Origin of the sequence: Nocardiopsis chromatogenes YIM 90109, from assembly GCF_000341185.1 — a bacterium.
GTDB classification, from domain to species: domain Bacteria; phylum Actinomycetota; class Actinomycetes; order Streptosporangiales; family Streptosporangiaceae; genus Nocardiopsis_A; species Nocardiopsis_A chromatogenes.
The window spans coordinates 1-16,485 of record NZ_ANBH01000220.1 but is presented as its reverse complement, the minus strand read 5'-3'; the positions used below and the strand labels follow the sequence as shown (position 1 = coordinate 16,485).

The following is a 16,485-nucleotide window of genomic DNA, read 5'->3' as shown; positions in this document are numbered from 1 at the left end:
AGGGGGGGGGGGGGCGCCCCCGCCGGTCCGCCCCTGTCCATGGCCCCGACCCGGAAGCACCCCACGACATGACCGACCCGTCCACCCCGGCCGGGGGCTCCGCCCCGGTCCGCCCCGCGACCGAGGCCGACCTCCCGGCGATCGCCGACGCCCTGGCCGATGCGTTCACCGACTACCCGTGGACCCGCTGGGCGGTCCCCGCCGACGGGTACACCGAACGCCTGCGCGCCCTGCAGCTCTACTTCGCCGAACGGATCGGCCTGCCCTACGGCCGGGTGTGGACCGCGGAGGACAACGCGGCCGCCTCGGTGTGGACCGTCCCCGGCGCCGAGATCCCCTCGGACCTGTTCACCTCCCCCGAGCTGGCCGCGCTCTACGGCGACCGGCTGCACGCGGTGGGCCGCGCCGACGCGGTGCTGGAGGCGCACCGGCCGAGCCGCCCGTGCTGGTTCCTCGCCACGGTCGGGGTGCGCCGCGACCGCCAGGGCGAAGGGCTGGGCCGCGCCGTCGTCGAGCCGGGCCTGCGCGCCGCCGACGCCGCGGGCGCGCCGGTCTTCCTGGAGACCGCCACCGCCGACAACGTGCGTATCTACCGCCGGTTGGGCTTCGAGGTCACGGCCGAGGTCGACCTCCCCGACGGTGCCCCGACCACCTGGTGCATGGAGCGGGCACCCGGTTCCACGTGAAACACGCCCGATGCGGGCCCCGCCCGGCCCGGGGCCTCCGGCCGGGTGGTCCGGGCGGGGGAGGTCCGGGCGGCGCTCCCCTCCGCGGGCACCGCATCCGTCTCCGCTCCGCGCACGCCCCGGCCCCGCCCGATGCGTGCGGGGCCGCCACGGCCCGCCCCCGGTCCTGCACAACAGGTGGCGCGGGGGACCGCGGATGCGCGATGGTGGTCAGCGGCGGGGTGGCCGCGTGGCCGCGCCCTCCGCCGCACACCGCACCGACCAGGAGAAAACCGGACCATGCCGACCGTCTTCCCCCCGCCCGGCCCGGACGCCCCGGCCGTGGAGGCCGCCGCCATCGTCCCCGGACCGGACTGGACGCTCACCTTCGTCCTGTGCGCCAGCGGACCGCAGGCCGGGCACTGGACCCTGCCCGGCGGGCGCCCCGCCCCCGGAGAGAGCGCCGAGCAGGCCGCCCGGCGCGCCACCGAGGAGGGCGCCGGGCTGCGTACGGGCCCACTCGCCCCCATCGGGCTCTACGAGGTCCGGGGAGGCGACGGCGGGACCGGCCACCACCGGCACCTGCACGTCTTCCGCGCGCTTCAGCCCTACCCGGTGCCCGAGGGCTTCGCCCCGGGCGAGGCGGGCGGCGTGGGCCAGGTGCACCCGCGCGACGTGCTGCCGCACCCCACCCACATGCGGGTGCTCAACGACGCCGGGCTCGCCGAATACGACGAGGCGCTGGTGCGCCGCCTGATGCTGGCCGACGGGGTGCTCATGCGCCGCCTGGACGGCGACCCTCCGCCTGCGTGACGATCCGCTCGCACAGCTCGTGCGTGCGCAGGGCGTCCCGCGCGTCCAGCGGGGCGCCCTCGGCCACCGCCTCCAGGAAGGCGGTGCAGATCTGCTCGATGCCGCGCTGGCGCGCCACCGGGGTCCAGTCGCCCCTGCGCTCGGTGCGCAGCGCCCCGGCGTGCTCGACGGTGTCGGCCAGGCCGTCGACGATGAACTTGCCGCCGTCCCCGGACACCTCCAGGCGCTCCTCCTTGGCACCGGAGACGCGGTTCATCGCGCCGATCGCCGTCCAGCCGCGCCCGGCCAGGCGCAGCACGACGTGCTCCAGGGCGCCGCCGCGCACCCGGGCGTCGACCGACACCTCGGCGGCCTCCAGCGCCTCGGCGCCGCCGGGGGCGAGGAAGCGCAGCGTGTCGACGACGTGGATGAAGTCGTCGAAGACCACCCGGCGCGGGGCGTCCGGGCGGTCCTGCTGGTTCTTCTGCATGAAGACCAGGTCGCGCGGGCGCTCCCGGGCGGCCGCGTACCCGGGCGCGTAGCGGCGGTTGAAGCCCACCATCAGCCCCACCCCGGCGCGCTCGGCGCGGGCGACGATCCGCTCGGCGGCCTCCAGCTCGGGGGCGAGCGGCTTGTCCACATAGGTGGGGACGCCCGCGTCGATGAGCGCCTCCAGCAGTTCGGCGTGGGCCTCGGTCGCGGCGTGCACGAACGCCGCCTCCGGCGGGCGGCGCAGCAGGGCGCTCAGGTCGGTGTGGCAGTCCCGGTCGGGCACGCGGTAGGCGGCCGCGGTCTCGGCCAGCCGGTCCTGCGACCGGGTCATGAGCACCGGTTCCACACCGGGGCGGACGGCCAGGGTCGGCAGGTACGCCTTACGGGCGATGTCGCCGAGTCCGATGATGGCTACTCTCATTCGCAGAAGGCTACCCGCGCCCACGAGGAGACCGGCGTGACAGGCATCCCGGTCGATATGCACGGCGTCGCCGGGGGAGCCGGTGCCCCGCTCATGGGCCCCGGCCGGGGCCCATGAGCGGGGCGCCGGCCTTTCCGTCGCCACCTCTCCCGCCCGCTCCGCGCGCGGGCCGGGAACCACCCGACCACCCCGTGGCCGACCCGCCCCTCCGGCCACCCCTTTTCCTACCGGCCCCGCGCCGACGTGACGATTCGTCCTAGAGTGGCCAAGTCGACTCGTGGATTCACCTCCAATCGGCGCAAGTCCACTGCTTTACTGGGGATCATGGGCGAGCGTTGGCAGGACCGGTTCCGAGCCGGCCGGATCAGTCTTCCTTCCTGGGCCCGTGAGGCCCCTGACCGTTCCCTCTACCGCAGCAACTCCAGCGGGACGTGGGAGCTGTACACCTGGGACCGCGCCACCGGCGATCACCGCCAGGCCACCGCGCGCCCCCAGGGCACCGAGCTCGGTGCCCTCGACCCCTCCGGGGACTGGGTGTGGTGGTTCGACGACACCGACGGCGACGAGTTCGGCGTCTGGCGGCGCCGCCCCTTCACCGGCGGCCCGGACGAGGCGGCCGCGCCCGGCCTGGCCCCGTCCTACTCGGCCGGGCTGGCGCTGGGCACCGACGGCGGCGCGCTCATCGGGCGCTCCACCGACGACGGCTTCAGCGTCCACCTGTGCCGCCCCGGGGAGCCGTCGGCCGAGCTGTACTCCCACCGCCAGGAGGGCTACCTCGCCTCCTGGTCCGACGACGGCACCCTGTTCGCCATCGCGCACAGCGAGCACGGCGACTCCCGCCACACCGCCGTGCGCGTCTACCGCCTGCACGGCGCCGGGGCGGGCGCCGCACCGCGGGCCGAGGCCCTCGGCGACCTGTGGGACGGCCCCGGCCGCGCCCTGTACCCCGGCCACTTCTCCCCCGGCGGACACTGCCTGCTGGTCCTGCACGAGCGGCGCGGCCGCGCCGAGCCGCTGCTGTGGGACCCCGCCACCGGCGAGGAGCAGGAGGTGCGCCTTGACGACCTGCCCGGCGAGCTCTCCGCCGACTGGGCCCCCGACGGCAAGCAGCTGCTCATCGTCCAGGAGCACCGCGCCCGGTCCCGCCTGCACCTGCACACGCCCGACGGCGGGCGCACCGAGCCGCTGGACACGCCCTCGGGCCTGGTCAGTGCCGCCGCGGCCCGCCCCGACGGCACCGTGGAGTACTCCTGGTCCAGTTCCCGGCTCCCGCCGGTGATCCGCAACACCCGCGGCGAGACGGTGCTCACCCCGCCCGGGTCCGCCGCGCCGCCGTCGGTGCCGGTGCGCGACGTCGACGTGGAGGGGCCCGGCGGCGCCGTGCACGCCCTGGTGTCCGAACCCGAGGCCGGGACCGCCCCCTACCCCACCGTCTTCCTGGTCCACGGCGGCCCCGAGGCCCAGGACACCGACGCGTTCTTCTCCGACGTCGCCGCCTGGGTCGACCACGGGTTCGCCGTCGTCCGGGTGAACTACCGCGGCTCCACCGGGTACGGCAGCGCCTGGCGCAACGCCATCGAGCGCCGCGTCGGCCTCACCGAGCTGGAGGACATCACCGCCGTGCGCGACTGGGCGGTGGCCTCCGGGCTGGCCGATCCGTCCCGGCTGGTGCTGGAGGGCGCCTCCTGGGGCGGCTACCTGACCCTGCTCGGGCTGGGCGCGCGGCCGGACGACTGGTCGCTGGGCATCGCCGCGGTGCCGATCGCCGACTACACGGCCGCCTACGCCGACGAGATGGAGGCGCTGCGCGCCTTCGACCGGTCCATGTTCGGCGGCTCGCCCGAGGAGGTCCCCGACCTGTACACGGCCTCCTCGCCGCTCACCTACGCCGCGGACGTGAAGGCCCCGGTGCTCATCCTCGCCGGGGAGAACGACCCGCGCTGCCCCATCCGGCAGATCGAGAACTACGTGGACCGCCTGCGCGAGCTGGGCAAGCCGCACGAAGTGTACCGGTTCGACGCCGGGCACGGCTCCTTCGTGGTGGAGGAGCGCATCCGCCACATGGCCGCCGAGCTCGACTTCGCGCTGAGAAACCTCGCCGGGGTTCCGGGAGGGCCCATACCGGGAAGCGCGTAGCCGTGGAGCCGCAACCGCGCTACGTGTGGATGGCCGAGCTGCTGCGGCGGCCGATCCTGTCCGGGGAGTTGGCCCCCGGCGACCGGCTGCCCTCCCGCTCCCGCCTCGCCCGCGCCTACGACGTGAGCGAGCAGGTGTCCCGGCACGCCCTGCGCCTGCTGGTCGACGAGGGGCTGGTCGAGGCGCGGCCCGGGGCGGGCTACTTCGTGCGGACCCCGCCGGACGTGCACCGCTTCCCGCGCACCGACCGCTTCTCCGGGGCCGGGGTGGGGCCGCTGCACACCGCCGAGTACGACGTCGCCACCGAGAAGGCGGCCGGGAGCCTGGCCCGGCGCCTGGTCCTGCAGGAGGGCGCCGCCGTCTTCCGCACCCGCAGCGTCGGCACGGCCGAGGGCGAGCCGGTGGCGGTGCACACCGCCTGGGAGCCCACCTCGCTGACCAAGGGCACGCTGCGCAGCCCGCTCGACGCCCCGGAGGCCGGGGTGCTCGACCGGCTGGCGGGGGTCGGGGTCTCGGTGGACCGGGTCGTCGAGGAGGTGGGGGTGCGGCCGCTGCGGGCCCCCGAGGCGGCGTCGCTGCGGCTGCCGCCGGGGCGGCCGATGCTGGTGGTCGAACGCACCCACTACAGCCAGGGGCGGCCGGTGGAGACGTCCGACCTGGTCGGGTCGGTCGACCAGTGCCGCCTGGTGTACCGCCTGGGCCTGACCCGGCCGCGCTGGCGCCGCCCCTGAGGGGCGCGGGCGCACCGGGGGAAAGGCGTGCGCCCGGCCCGCGCGAGGCGCGGGCCGGGCGCACGGAGGCCCGGTCCCGGCCGGGACCGGGGAGGTCCGGCCGGGGGACGGGTCAGCCCCGGATGAACTCCTCGGCGACGACCTCCGCGATCTGCGCCGTGTTCAGCGCGGCGCCCTTGCGCAGGTTGTCCCCGCACAGGAACAGGTCCAGCGAGCGCGGGTCGTCGATGGAGCGGCGGATACGCCCCACCCACGTCGGGTCGGTCCCCACCACGTCGGCCGGGGTCGGGAACTCGCCGGCGGCCGGGTCGTCCTGCACCACCACGCCGGGGGCCGACGCCAAGAGCTCGCGTGCCTTGGCGGCGTCCACCTCCTGGGCGAAGGTCGCGTGCACGGACAGGGCGTGCGTGGTGACCACGGGGACGCGCACGCAGGTCGCCGAGACCTTCAGGTCGGCGTGGTCCAGGATCTTGCGGGACTCGTTGCGGACCTTCAGCTCCTCGGAGGAGTACCCGTCCTCCTTGAGCGACCCGGCCCACGGCACCACGTTCATCGCCAGCGGGGCCGGGAACGGGCCCAGGTCCCCCACGGCCGAGCGCACGTCGCCCGCCCGCTCGCCCAGGGTGCGGTCGGCGGCGGCCGCCGCGATCTGGTCGCGCAGGGTGTCGATGCCCTCCTGCCCGGCGCCGGAGGCGGCCTGGTAGGAGGCGACCACCAGGTCGGTGGCGCGGTAGGCGCGGTGCAGCGCGCCGATGGCCACGATCATCGACAGGGTGGTGCAGTTCGGGTTGGCGATGATGCCGCGCGGGCGGTCGGCCACCTTCTCGGCGTTGACCTCGGGCACCACCAGCGGCACGTCCGGGTCCATCCGGAAGGCGCCGGAGTTGTCCACGGCCACCGCGCCGCGCTCGGCGGCGATCGGTGCCCACTCCTTGGAGACCTCGTCGGGCACGTCGAACATGGCGACGTCCACCCCGTCGAAGACCTCCGGGGCCAGCGCCTGCACCTCGACCTCCTCGCCGCGCACGGTCAGGCGCTTGCCCGCCGAGCGGGGGGAGGCGACCAGGCGGATCTCGCCCCAGACGTTCTCCCGGGTGGAGAGGATGTCGAGCATCACGGTGCCGACGGCGCCGGTGGCACCGACGACGGCGAGGGTGGGGAGACGGTTGCTCATCGGCCGGTACCTCCATAGACGACGGCCTCGACCTGGTCGGCGTCGAGCTGGAACTCGGTGTGCGCGGCCGCCACCGCCGAGTCGACCTGGTCCTCGGTCACGATGACGGAGATGCGGATCTCCGAGGTGGAGATCATCTCGATGTTGGTGCCCGACCCGGCGATCGCGTCGAAGAAGCGCGAGGTGACACCGGGGTAGGAGCGCATGCCGGCGCCGATCAGCGACACCTTGCCGATCTTGTCGTCGTAGCGCAGCGCCTCGAAGCCGACCTTGTCCTGGATCTTCTTCAGCACTGCCATGGCGGTCTGGCCCGAGGACTCGGGGACGGTGAAGGAGATGTCGGTACGCGACGTGGAGGCCGCCGACACGTTCTGCACGATCATGTCGATGTTGACCTCGGCCTCGGCCAGCACGTTGAAGATGGCGGCCGCCTCACCGACACGGTCGGGCACCCCCACCACGGTGATCTTGGCCTCGCTGCGGTCGTGCGCGACGCCGGAGATGATCGGTTGTTCCATGCCTTCGCTTTCCTCGACTTCGGAGACGACCCAGGTTCCGGGCTTCTGGCTGAACGACGAGCGCACGTGCAGCGGGATGTTGTACCGCCGGGCGTACTCCACGCACCGCAGGTGCAGGATCTTGGTGCCGCTGGCGGCCATCTCCAGCATCTCCTCGTAGGAGATCTTGGGGATGCGCTGCGCCGAGGGGACGATGCGCGGGTCGGCGGTGAAGACGCCGTCCACGTCGCTGTAGATCTCGCAGGCGTCCGCGTCCAGGGCGGCGGCCAGCGCCACCGCGGTGGTGTCGGAGCCGCCGCGGCCCAGCGTGGTGATGTCCTTGCTGTCCTGCGACACGCCCTGGAAGCCGGCCACGATGCAGATCGAGCCCTCGTCCAGGGCCTCGCGGATGCGGCCGGGGGTGACGTCGATGATCTTGGCGTTGCCGTGCAGGGACGTGGTGATGACGCCGGCCTGCGATCCGGTGAACGAACGGGCCTCGTAGCCGAGGTTCCCGATCGCCATGGCGACCAGCGCCATCGACATGCGCTCGCCCGCGGTCAGCAGCATGTCCATCTCGCGCCCGGGGGGCAGCGGGGAGACCTGCTCGGCCAGGTCGAGGAGCTCGTCGGTGGTGTCGCCCATGGCCGAGACGACGACGACCACGTCGTATCCCGCCTTTTTCTGAGCGACGATCCGCTGGGCTACCCGCTTGATGGCCTCCGCGTCGGCGACGGAGGAGCCACCGTACTTCTGCACGATCAATGCCACGGTCGGCGCTCCTGAGGATTGGGATTCACGGTGATCAAATATGGAGTGTAGCGAGCGGTTTTCAGGGACATACCCTCCCACCTGGGCAGAAAGGCACCGAGAGCTGGGCTTACCCGGATTGGGGGACGTTACTCGCCCTTGCGGGGGGACGACCCCCCGCTCCTCGGGCGGCGCACCGCGGGACCGGGCCTTATGCCGGGGCTCCGCGCCCGGATGTGATCTAGAACTCCAGGCTTCTGCGGCCCTCGAAGGCCCGGCCGAGCGTCACCTCGTCGGCGTACTCGAGGTCGCCGCCGACGGGCAGGCCGCTGGCCAGGCGGGTGACTTTCAGGCCCATGGGTTTGACGAGGCGGGCGAGGTAGGTCGCGGTCGCCTCACCCTCCAGGTTGGGGTCGGTGGCCAGGATCAGCTCGGTGACCCGGCCGTCCGACAGCCGCGCCATCAGCTCCTTGACCCGCAGGTCGTCGGGGCCCACGCCCTCGATGGGGCTGATCGCGCCGCCCAGCACGTGGTAGCGGCCGCGGAACTCGCGGGTGCGCTCGATGGCCACGACGTCCTTGGACTCCTCGACCACGCAGATGACCGCCTCGTCGCGGCGCGGGTCGCGGCAGATGCGGCAGCGCTCCTCCTCGGAGACGTTGCCGCACTCCTCGCAGAAGCGGACCCGGTCCTTGACCTCGACCAGGGCGTCGACCAGGCGCCTGACGTCGGCCTGCTCGGCGGCGAGCAGGTGGAAGGCGATGCGCTGCGCGCTTTTCGGACCGACGCCGGGCAGCCGCCCGAGCTCGTCGATCAGGTTCTGGACCGCGCCTTCGTACATCGCCTACCCAAGGTGTCGCAGCTTTCGCCCTCCACCGTAGCCCAGGACGCGCCCGGATCGGTCCCGGGCGCCCCGGAACGCGGGTGCCGGCGCCGATCTCCGCCCTCGCCCCGGGCGCGGCGGCACCGGCGGGCGCGCCCCCGCCTCCGACGGGAGCGCCCGCCCTGCGTCCCCGGGCTCGGGCCGGGGCCGGGGGCTACATGCCCGGCAGACCCGGCATGCCGCCGCCCGCGCCGGGCATGCCGCCCAGGGCGTCGTTCAGCGGGCCCATCTTCTCCTGCTGCAGCCGCTCGACCGCCGACTCGGCGTCGCGCACCGCCGCCAGCACCAGGTCGGCGATGGTCTGCGCGCTCTCGGCGGGCTCCTCGGGGTCCACCGCCTTCGGGTCGATCGTGACGTCCTCGACGGTGCCGCGCCCGTTGACCGTCACCGTCACCAGCCCGCCGCCGGAGGTCCCCTCGACGCGGGCCTCGTCCAGCTCCTGCTGGGCCTCCATGAGCTGCTGCTGCATCTGCTGGGCCTGCTGCAGCAGCGCCTGCATGTCCATTCCGCCGCCAGGGTTCACTTGGCCACTTCCCCTCGGATCGCTTGCCGACTCTGCCGAGACTAACCGCCGCGGGTTTACCGGCGCGCNACCATGACCCCGGCGCCCGCCGGCCGCCCCTGCGGCACGCACCATCGGGGGCGACACGCGATGCTCAGCGCCGCACGGCGCCACCGGGCGCTCATCGACTCCCTCACCGCGTCGGGCGCGCTCACCGACCGCCGTCTGGCCGCGGCCTTCCGCGCGGTCCCCCGGCACTTCTTCATCCCCCTGCACGGGGCGGTCACCACCTCCGGGAGCCCGCTGGACGCCGACCGGGCGCCCGAGCGGTGGCTGGAGGCCGCCTACGCGGACGAGCCGGTCGTGGTGCAGATCGACGACGGCGACCCGGAGCGGCCGGAGGGGGTGCCCACCTCGTCCTGCTCCGCACCGGGCATCGTGGCCCGGATGCTGGAGGCCGCCCGCCTGCGGGACGGGCAGCGGGTGCTGGAGGTGGGGACCGGCACCGGGTGGAACGCGGCCCTGCTGGCGGCACGGCTCGGCGACGACCGGGTGGTGAGCGTGGAGATCGACCCGGAGGTGCTGGAGGGGGCGCGGGCGGCGCTGGTGCGAGCGGGCCGGACGCCGCGGACCGTGCGGGGCGACGGGGAGTTCGGGTACCCGGAGGGCGCCCCGTACCACCGGGTGATCGCGACCTGCGCCGCCACGAGGGTGCCGCGGGCGTGGGTCCGCCAGACCGTGGAGGGCGGGCTGGTGGTGCTTCCGTGGACGGCGATGGAGGGGGCGGGGGTGCTCGCCCGGCTGACGGTGCACGGGGACGGGTCGGCGAGCGGTCCGTTCCTGGGCGGACTGGGGTTCATGCCGCTGCGGTCCCAGCGGCCGCCCCCCGCGGCGGCACCGCCGCCGGAGGCCGAGCCGGACGAGACGCGGCTCCTGCACGGCCTCGACCCGATCGCGCCGCTGACCCGGTTCTCGACGGCGTTCGCGGTGACGGTGGCGGTCCATCGGTGGCGGATGGGTCTGCGCCCGGCACCGGGAGGCGCGGGGCGGCAGTTGTGGCTGGCCTCGTCGGACGGTGGATCGTGGGCGCGGGTGCTCCCGGCCGGAACGGCTTGGCGGGTCGAACAGGCCGGACCGCGGTCCCTGTGGGACGAGGTGGAGGACGCCCAGGAGGAATGGCGCACCTTGGGCGAGCCCCCGCCGGAGAGGTACGGCCTGACGGTGGCCGCCGACGGCCACCACCGCGTATGGCTGGACACCCCGGACGGCCCCGGGTGGGACCAGGATTAGCGGTTGGGCCCGCCGCCGTGGCGCCCGGGGCGGCGGGTACGGGGTGTCGGGCGCGTACGCGGTCACCGCGGTCGGCGGCGACGGGAAGAGCCGGTGCCCCGCTCGCGGTCCCCGGCCGGGAGCCGGGCCGCCGGGGCACGAGGAGAAGCAGTAGCGACGAAGGTGGCCAGCGGCCCCACCTGCAGCGTTGTCGGCCGCCGGGCGTGTGCGTGGTCGCCGCGCCACCCTCGAACCCCGGCGGTCCGCCGCCTGGCTGCGGCCCGATAGTGGGGACCTGCCGTCCCGCCGCGCCTACCCCGGTGGCCTCGTACACGCCGTGCGGCCGACGACACGCCAGATGGCCCCGGAACCTCCTGCGCCCGCTGCCCTAGGCAGCGGCCATCCGCCCGGCCGACGCCGGTCAGCCTGCGGTGTGGTCGATCTCGTCGATCACTTTGCCGCCGAGTTCGGACTCGATGAGGGACAGCGCCGACGGCGGGGGCCCGCCGTCGTCGTCCAGGTCGTTCTCGGGGTCGGGCTCGTCCGGTTCCTGCGGTGCGGGGGCCGGGGCACGGCTCGGGGCGCCCCCCATGTCAGGGGGCGGGGCCGCGGCCGCGTCCTCATAAGGATCCGGGGGCGGCTCCTCCAAGCCGGTGGCGATCCGGCGGGCCTGCTGCGCCGCAGGCCTCGAACCCGGCCCCGTTCCCCCGCTCCGGCCATTGCCCGGATCGGCGCTGTGGCCGTTCCCCGGACCCGTGCTCTGGTCCCCGGGCCCGCCCGGTGCTCCCGTACCGCCTGCGCCTCCCGGTGGTCCGCCGGGACCACCTGGTCCGCCCGATCCGCCGGGCCCTCCGGGGGCGCCGGACCCGTTGGGGCCGCCGCCTGCCGGGGACTGGGGCGTGGGCCCCGGCGGCGCCGGGGCGGCCGACCCCTGAGGGGCGTTGCCGGTCACCGCGACGACCCGCACCTCGGCGCCCAGCACCTGCTTGATCGCCTTGGACACGACGGCGTCGCTGCCGCTGTTGGAGAAGCCCTTGGCATCGTTCGGCCGGGAGAACCCGAGCTGGACCATGTTCCCTTCGATGCCGACCGGGCGGACGTCGCTGCCGCTCAGCACCATCCAGGTGAAACGGCGCAGCCCCTTGACGGCCTCCATGATCCGTCCCCAGGACGACTGGAGCGTGCCCACATCGACGGGGCCGCTCCCCGACGCGCCCGACGGTGCGGCGGGCGCGGCCGGAGCGGGCTGCGGCGCCGGGACGGCGGGTGCCGCCTGCGGCGCCGACTCCTGGCGGGTCGCGCCCTCGCCGGGGCGGACGGCCTCGGGCCAGTCGTCGTCCGCGGCGGCCGCCTGCGGTGCCGGTTCAGGTGCCGATGCAGGTTCGGGTGCCGCGGGAGGGGAGGGAGGCGCGGCGGCGGGCTCCGGCGCCGGGGGCGGCTCTGGCGCGGGCGCGGGCTCCGGAGCGGCGGATACGGGTGCAGGTGCCGGGGACGCCGCGGGCGGCGGGGCCTGGGGCGCCTGCGCCTGCGGCGCGGGCGGCGGGTTCACCGGTGCCGACGACACCCTGCGCTCCAGCTGCTCCAGCCGCGCCGCCAGGGCGCCCGCGTCGCCCGGCGGCGCCGCGCCGGGCAGGAGCACCCGCGCGCACGTCAACTCCAGCTGCAACCGGGGCGAGGTCGCCCCGCGCATCTCGGTCAGCCCCTGGTTCAGGGCCTCGGCGGCGCGGGTCAGCTCGGCCGGTCCCAGCCGGGAGGCCTGCTCGCGCATCTTCTCCACCGCGTCCGGGGAGACGTTGATGAGCCCCTTGTCCAGGGCGTCGGGCACGGCCGCCAGCACCACGAGGTCGCGCACCCGCTCCAACAGGTCGGCGGTGAACCGGCGCGGGTCGTGGCCGCCCTCGGCGACCCGGTCGATCAGGGAGAACGCGGCCGCCCCGTCCCGGTCGCCCAGGGCGTCGACCATCTCGGCGAGCAGCGAGGAGTCGGTGTAGCCGAGCAGCGCCACGGCGCCCTCGCGGGTGATGCCGTCCTCCCCGGACCCGGCGAGGAGCTGGTCGAGGATGGACAGCGAGTCGCGGGCCGACCCGGCGCCGGCGCGCACCACCAGCGGCAGCGCCGCCGGGTCGAAGGAGACCCCCTCCTCGGTGAGGATCTCCTCCATCAGCTCGCGCAGCGTGCTCGGCGGGATCAGCCGGAAGGGGTAGTGGTGGGTGCGCGAGCGGATGGTGCCGATGACCTTGTCCGGCTCAGTGGTCGCGAAGACGAACTTCAGGTGCGGCGGCGGCTCCTCGACGAGCTTGAGCAGCGCGTTGAACCCTTCGCGGGTCACCATGTGCGCCTCGTCGATGATGTAGACCTTGTAGCGCGAGTTGACGGGCGCGAAGAACGCCCGTTCGCGCAGGTCGCGCGCGTCGTCCACGCCGCCGTGCGAGGCCGCGTCGATCTCGATGACGTCGATGCTGCCGGGCCCGTCGGGCGCCAGGGCCACGCAGGCCTCGCACTCCCCGCACGGGTCGGGGGTGGGCCCCTGGTCGCAGTTGAGCGAGCGCGCCAGGATCCGCGCGCTGGAGGTCTTGCCACAGCCGCGGGGGCCGCTGAACAGGTAGGCGTGGTTGATCCGGCCGTTGCGCAGCGCTTGGCGCAGCGGGTCGGTCACGTGCTCCTGCCCGCGCACTTCCCCGAACGTCGCGGGCCGGTACTTGCGGTACAGCGCGATGCTCACGGCGTGTTCACGGCTCCCTCGGTCGCATCCACGCCCCCCATTCAACCTCCTCCCGCCGACGGGACGCGCCGCGTTCGCCGAACCGGGCCGGGCCTGCCGGGGACTTCGGCCCGGTGGCGGGCCGGTGAGGGGGGAGGGGAAACACAAAGGACCCCTCGCGCACCCGCCAGAGCTTACTTATCCTTGCTGCCTTCCGGCCCTGGGGAGGTTCATAAGATGACGCCGCACGAGGGGTCTGCCCCCCACTGTATAGGACGCAGGGACCGAACCGCACGGGCGTGCGGGTGCGGCTCCGTTCGCCCTCGGCGATGCCCGCCCCTCCACTCGGAGGCCGACCGGCATGTCACCGCGTGGCCGGGGCCATGTCTCCGTGTCGCCTCGTCGACATGCCGCAACGACGTCTCCTCGCGGCCCCCAGGGGCGCCGGAGCGCCACGCGGATGCGTTCGAAGCACTCCCCCACGGCATGTAGAGTTGTTCTCGGAGGATTCGCCTAGAGGCCTAGGGCGCACGCTTGGAAAGCGTGTTGGGGGCAACCCCTCACGAGTTCGAATCTCGTATCCTCCGCCAGCCTCTCCGAGGCAGAACGAAGGCCCCGACCGGGTGCGCGGTCGGGGCCTTGTTCGTGTCTCGCCCCGGTTCCGCTGCTTCGGCGCCGTCGCCGGACCGCTCCTCCCCCTCCCAGATGGGCCCGCCGACACGGTCGGCGGCCGCACCGCGCCCCCTGCCACCGGGGGCTTTCGATCCAGCTCGAAATCCTTGCGTGTCCTTCCTCCGAACGGAAGCATTGGTCGGCGCCACAAAGGGACACCGTGCACCGCGTAGGAGAAAAGTGGGCCTGTTGAGCTTCCTCTTCGGCGGCGCGGCGGAGATCGCCGCCGACGCCACCGCAGATGCGGTCACCGGCGCCGCCGATCAGAAGATCCTCAGCTCCCGGGCCAAGATGCTCGTGGGCCTCGCCCGCGAGGAGGGGCTCCACTACACGGCGCGCGGCCGCGAAGCCACGCGGCTCGCCTCCGCGCTCGCGGAGCTGTCCGCGCTCGGGGTGCCCGCCGCCCCCGAGGAGATCAAGGACATCGTGAGCGGCCCACGCAACGGGCTGTGGGTGCTCGCCTTCGACAATCCGCACCACGAGCTGGCCAACCTCGAAAGCGGCGGCCACTTCTGGTTCACTGCGGCGCGGCTGCCGCACCCCTGCCCCGACGTCGTCGCGCGGGCCCCGTGGGAATACCGCAACCCGAAGCTGACGCCGGTCACCCAGTGGTTCCCGCACCAGCCGCACCATGTGCCCTACACCCCCCGCGGCCGCAAGGAGCGGGGGGTGATCACCGACCATCCGGCGTTCGCCGCGCGGATGCTGGACGCCGCCTCGGGGGTCGGAGGCGGCATGAAGTGGGCGGTCCGCGGCCACTGGGCGTTCGCCTGGAATGAGGGGATCGTGACCCGCAACCTGGTCCGCAAGCGGCTCATGCTGCTGGACGCGCTCGCCCACTACGCCCGGGGGTGATCCCCCGGGCCGACCGGACGGGGCCGGGGTCCGGCCGCGTCCTCAGGCGTCGAGGACCTGGCCCTGACGGCGCACCACCGGGGGCTCGACCGACCACGGGAAGTTGATCCAGGCGTCCGTGCGCTTCCACACGTACTCGCACTTGACCAGCGACTGCGGCTTCTCATAGATCACCGCGCTGCGCACCTCGGCCACGTGCTCGGCGCAGAAGTCGTGCACCAGCTTGAGCGTCTTGCCGGTGTCGGCGACGTCGTCGGCCACCAGGACCCTCTTGCGGCCCAGGTCGACGGCGTTGGGCACCGGCGGGAGCATGACCGGCATGTCCAGGGTCTCGCCCACCCCGGTGTAGAACTCCACGTTCATCACGTGCAGGTTCTTCACGTCCAGGGCATAGCCGAGCCCTCCGGCCACGAACAGGCCGCCGCGGGCGATCGACAGGACGATGTCGGGCTCGAACCCGTCGTCGGCGATGGTCTGGGCCAGTTCGCGCACGGCGGTGCCGAACAGCTCATAGGTCAGGTTCTCACGGACGTCGCCGCTCACGGTGCCCCCTCGGCGTGGTGCAGGTCAGGACCGCACACCAGTATCGCGCCCCGCGGGGGCCGCCCCGTACCGGGCGCGCGGCCGCCCGCGCTCCTCCTCCGGCAGTGCCAGCAGCAGGAGCGCGCTGAGCGCCAGGAACAGGCCGGGGCCCAGAATCATCGGGGTGAGGAAGTCCAGGGCGGACATCCCCTCCGGGACGGACGACATGGAACCGGTGGCCCCGTCGACGCCGACCCCCATCATCCCGGTGTAGTGCATGGCCGACACCGCCACCCCCATCACGAAGGCCGCCGCCACGATGGAGCCGCTGCTGCTCAGGTTCTGGGCGAACCACAGGGCGACCGTGGCGGCCACCACCGCGATGACGCAGGCGGCTGCCACGAAGCCGGTGGAATGGTGCATCTCGCCTTCCATCCGCATCGACGCCATGCCCATGTAGTGCATGGCCACGACGCCCGCGCCGGCGGCCGCACCGCCGGCCAGCAGGGCCGGGAGGGTGCGCCACAGCGTGACGACGGCCAGGGCGGCGGCCATGATGGCGATCGCGGCGGCGGCGCTGGCCACGGTCAGCACCGGGTCGTAGCGGATGACCATCCCGTTGACGCGGAACCCCATCATCGCGATGAAGTGCATGGACCACACGGCGGCACCGCCGAGGGAGACGGCGCCCAAGGCGAGCCAGCCCCAGCGGGAGGCCCCGTCTGCGGAGCGGGCCCGGGTGGCGAACATCAGCCCGATGAAGGAGCCGAGGACGGAGACGCCGTAGGCCAGGGCGGGGGTCCACCAGCCGAGCGCTGCGTGTTCGATCATCTGATCGTCTTCTCTCTCAACGTCCCGTCGGAGCGGGGACGGGTGCGGGGCGTTGGTGGGGAAAGCGCGTCGGATCATGCCAAGGCCGCCGTTTCGTTACAACCGCAACCAGTGAGACGAACGTTCCGAAAAGGCCACCCCCCGGCGGAGCGCCACCACGCCCCCCGGGATGCGCGAACACCTGTCACGCTTCGGGAATCCCCCGGCCACTCAGGGTTTACAGCCGTTCCCAGGCTTCTCGGAAACGCATGGCCCACCGTCGCCTCCGCGCCCCGCCGCACAAGAAGGGCCGCCAGCGAATATGACCCACATCACTCAGATATCGGCGCCGCTCACACCACCGGCGGCGCCCGGAGCGGGCCACGAGCGCACATCGGCGACCGACCCCGGCAGAGCCCAGCGGCTTCTCCTCCCGGGACACGACGACCGCGCCCCGGTGATCGGTCCCGGGCCGCGTCGAGAACGGGACGGTGGGCCGCCCGGGCACGGCGGATCAGGCGCCCGCGCCGTGCGTACGGAACATGGACCGCACGGCGCCATCGCCTCCCCGCGCACGAAAAAGGCCCGGGCTCACCTGCGTGAACCCGGGCCC

General features: G+C 74.1%; 14 protein-coding genes, 1 tRNA gene and 1 other RNA gene. 7 read left to right on the top strand and 9 right to left on the bottom strand.

Annotated elements, in window-relative coordinates; translation table 11 throughout:
- Window positions 1-68 precede the first annotated feature (68 nt).
- Window positions 69-686 (top strand): GNAT family N-acetyltransferase, encoded by a 618-nt coding sequence (locus tag D476_RS0120720; RefSeq protein ID WP_017625840.1) that lies wholly within the window; start codon window positions 69-71, stop codon window positions 684-686.
- A 279-nt stretch (window positions 687-965) separates the two neighbouring features.
- The gene (locus D476_RS0120715) at window positions 966-1,478 is read left to right on the top strand and encodes an NUDIX hydrolase (protein ID WP_017625839.1); all 513 of its coding nucleotides are present in this window, start codon (window positions 966-968) and stop codon (window positions 1,476-1,478) included.
- On the opposite strand, the gene D476_RS0120710 is transcribed toward D476_RS0120715, so the two are convergent.
- On the bottom strand, window positions 1,441-2,370 hold the full coding sequence (locus D476_RS0120710; RefSeq protein ID WP_017625838.1) for a Gfo/Idh/MocA family protein: 930 nt from the start codon (window positions 2,368-2,370) through the stop codon (window positions 1,441-1,443). The genes D476_RS0120715 and D476_RS0120710 overlap by 38 nt on opposite strands.
- Before the next feature lie 324 nt (window positions 2,371-2,694).
- Between D476_RS0120710 and D476_RS0120705 the strand changes: the two genes are divergently transcribed.
- Window positions 2,695-4,506 carry a S9 family peptidase gene (locus D476_RS0120705; RefSeq protein WP_017625837.1) on the top strand — a complete coding sequence of 604 codons (1,812 nt, stop codon included), beginning with the start codon at window positions 2,695-2,697 and terminating at the stop codon, window positions 4,504-4,506.
- A 2-nt stretch (window positions 4,507-4,508) separates the two neighbouring features.
- On the top strand, window positions 4,509-5,237 hold the full coding sequence (locus tag D476_RS0120700) for a GntR family transcriptional regulator (protein WP_026123702.1): 729 nt from the start codon (window positions 4,509-4,511) through the stop codon (window positions 5,235-5,237).
- Between the two features lie 112 nt (window positions 5,238-5,349).
- Here D476_RS0120700 and D476_RS0120695 read toward each other — a convergent pair whose 3' ends face one another.
- From D476_RS0120695 to D476_RS0120680, 4 genes are all read right to left on the bottom strand, one after another.
- On the bottom strand, window positions 5,350-6,411 hold the full coding sequence (locus D476_RS0120695) for an aspartate-semialdehyde dehydrogenase (protein ID WP_017625835.1): 1,062 nt from the start codon (window positions 6,409-6,411) through the stop codon (window positions 5,350-5,352).
- Window positions 6,408-7,679 carry an aspartate kinase gene (locus D476_RS0120690; protein ID WP_026123701.1) on the bottom strand — a complete coding sequence of 424 codons (1,272 nt, stop codon included), beginning with the start codon at window positions 7,677-7,679 and terminating at the stop codon, window positions 6,408-6,410. The genes D476_RS0120695 and D476_RS0120690 overlap by 4 nt, the downstream gene beginning before the upstream one ends.
- A 220-nt stretch (window positions 7,680-7,899) precedes the next feature.
- Window positions 7,900-8,499 (bottom strand): recombination mediator RecR, encoded by a 600-nt coding sequence (gene recR, locus D476_RS0120685; RefSeq protein WP_017625833.1) that lies wholly within the window; start codon window positions 8,497-8,499, stop codon window positions 7,900-7,902.
- A 196-nt stretch (window positions 8,500-8,695) separates the two neighbouring features.
- Window positions 8,696-9,046, bottom strand: a complete 351-nt coding sequence (locus D476_RS0120680; RefSeq protein WP_017625832.1) for a YbaB/EbfC family nucleoid-associated protein — start codon at window positions 9,044-9,046, stop codon at window positions 8,696-8,698.
- Window positions 9,047-9,193: 147 nt separating this feature from the next.
- Between D476_RS0120680 and D476_RS0120675 the strand changes: the two genes are divergently transcribed.
- Window positions 9,194-10,333 carry a methyltransferase domain-containing protein gene (locus D476_RS0120675; protein ID WP_017625831.1) on the top strand — a complete coding sequence of 380 codons (1,140 nt, stop codon included), beginning with the start codon at window positions 9,194-9,196 and terminating at the stop codon, window positions 10,331-10,333.
- Window positions 10,334-10,733: 400 nt separating this feature from the next.
- Here the strand turns inward: D476_RS0120675 and D476_RS0120670 are convergent, their stop codons facing one another.
- Window positions 10,734-13,034, bottom strand: coding sequence for a DNA polymerase III subunit gamma and tau (locus tag D476_RS0120670; RefSeq protein WP_017625830.1), 2,301 nt, complete (start codon window positions 13,032-13,034; stop codon window positions 10,734-10,736).
- 143 nt (window positions 13,035-13,177) lie between these two features.
- Window positions 13,178-13,273: signal recognition particle sRNA small type (gene ffs / locus D476_RS36540), an RNA gene on the bottom strand.
- A gap of 242 nt (window positions 13,274-13,515) precedes the next feature.
- On the opposite strand from ffs, the gene D476_RS0120665 reads away from it, so the two are divergent.
- A tRNA-Ser gene (locus D476_RS0120665) sits at window positions 13,516-13,603 on the top strand.
- Window positions 13,604-13,865: 262 nt separating this feature from the next.
- Window positions 13,866-14,540: a hypothetical protein gene (locus D476_RS0120660; RefSeq protein ID WP_017625829.1), complete on the top strand. Its 675-nt coding sequence runs from the start codon at window positions 13,866-13,868 to the stop codon at window positions 14,538-14,540.
- Window positions 14,541-14,582: 42 nt separating this feature from the next.
- Here D476_RS0120660 and D476_RS0120655 read toward each other — a convergent pair whose 3' ends face one another.
- Together D476_RS0120655 and D476_RS0120650 are read right to left on the bottom strand one after the other, a co-directional pair.
- Window positions 14,583-15,083 carry a phosphoribosyltransferase gene (locus D476_RS0120655; RefSeq protein WP_017625828.1) on the bottom strand — a complete coding sequence of 167 codons (501 nt, stop codon included), beginning with the start codon at window positions 15,081-15,083 and terminating at the stop codon, window positions 14,583-14,585.
- A 24-nt stretch (window positions 15,084-15,107) separates the two neighbouring features.
- Window positions 15,108-15,893 (bottom strand): MHYT domain-containing protein, encoded by a 786-nt coding sequence (locus tag D476_RS0120650; protein WP_017625827.1) that lies wholly within the window; start codon window positions 15,891-15,893, stop codon window positions 15,108-15,110.
- Between the last annotated feature and the right edge of the window lie 592 nt (window positions 15,894-16,485).

Coding starts and splice junctions, on each gene's coding strand:
- D476_RS0120720 (WP_017625840.1), top strand. CDS start 69: ATGACCGACCCGTCCACCCCGGCCGGGGGCTCCGCCCCGGTCCGCCCC.
- D476_RS0120715 (WP_017625839.1), top strand. CDS start 966: ATGCCGACCGTCTTCCCCCCGCCCGGCCCGGACGCCCCGGCCGTGGAG.
- D476_RS0120710 (WP_017625838.1), bottom strand. CDS start 2,370: ATGAGAGTAGCCATCATCGGACTCGGCGACATCGCCCGTAAGGCGTAC.
- D476_RS0120705 (WP_017625837.1), top strand. CDS start 2,695: ATGGGCGAGCGTTGGCAGGACCGGTTCCGAGCCGGCCGGATCAGTCTT.
- D476_RS0120695 (WP_017625835.1), bottom strand. CDS start 6,411: ATGAGCAACCGTCTCCCCACCCTCGCCGTCGTCGGTGCCACCGGCGCC.
- recR (WP_017625833.1), bottom strand. CDS start 8,499: ATGTACGAAGGCGCGGTCCAGAACCTGATCGACGAGCTCGGGCGGCTG.
- D476_RS0120680 (WP_017625832.1), bottom strand. CDS start 9,046: ATGGACATGCAGGCGCTGCTGCAGCAGGCCCAGCAGATGCAGCAGCAG.
- D476_RS0120675 (WP_017625831.1), top strand. CDS start 9,194: ATGCTCAGCGCCGCACGGCGCCACCGGGCGCTCATCGACTCCCTCACC.
- D476_RS0120650 (WP_017625827.1), bottom strand. CDS start 15,893: ATGATCGAACACGCAGCGCTCGGCTGGTGGACCCCCGCCCTGGCCTAC.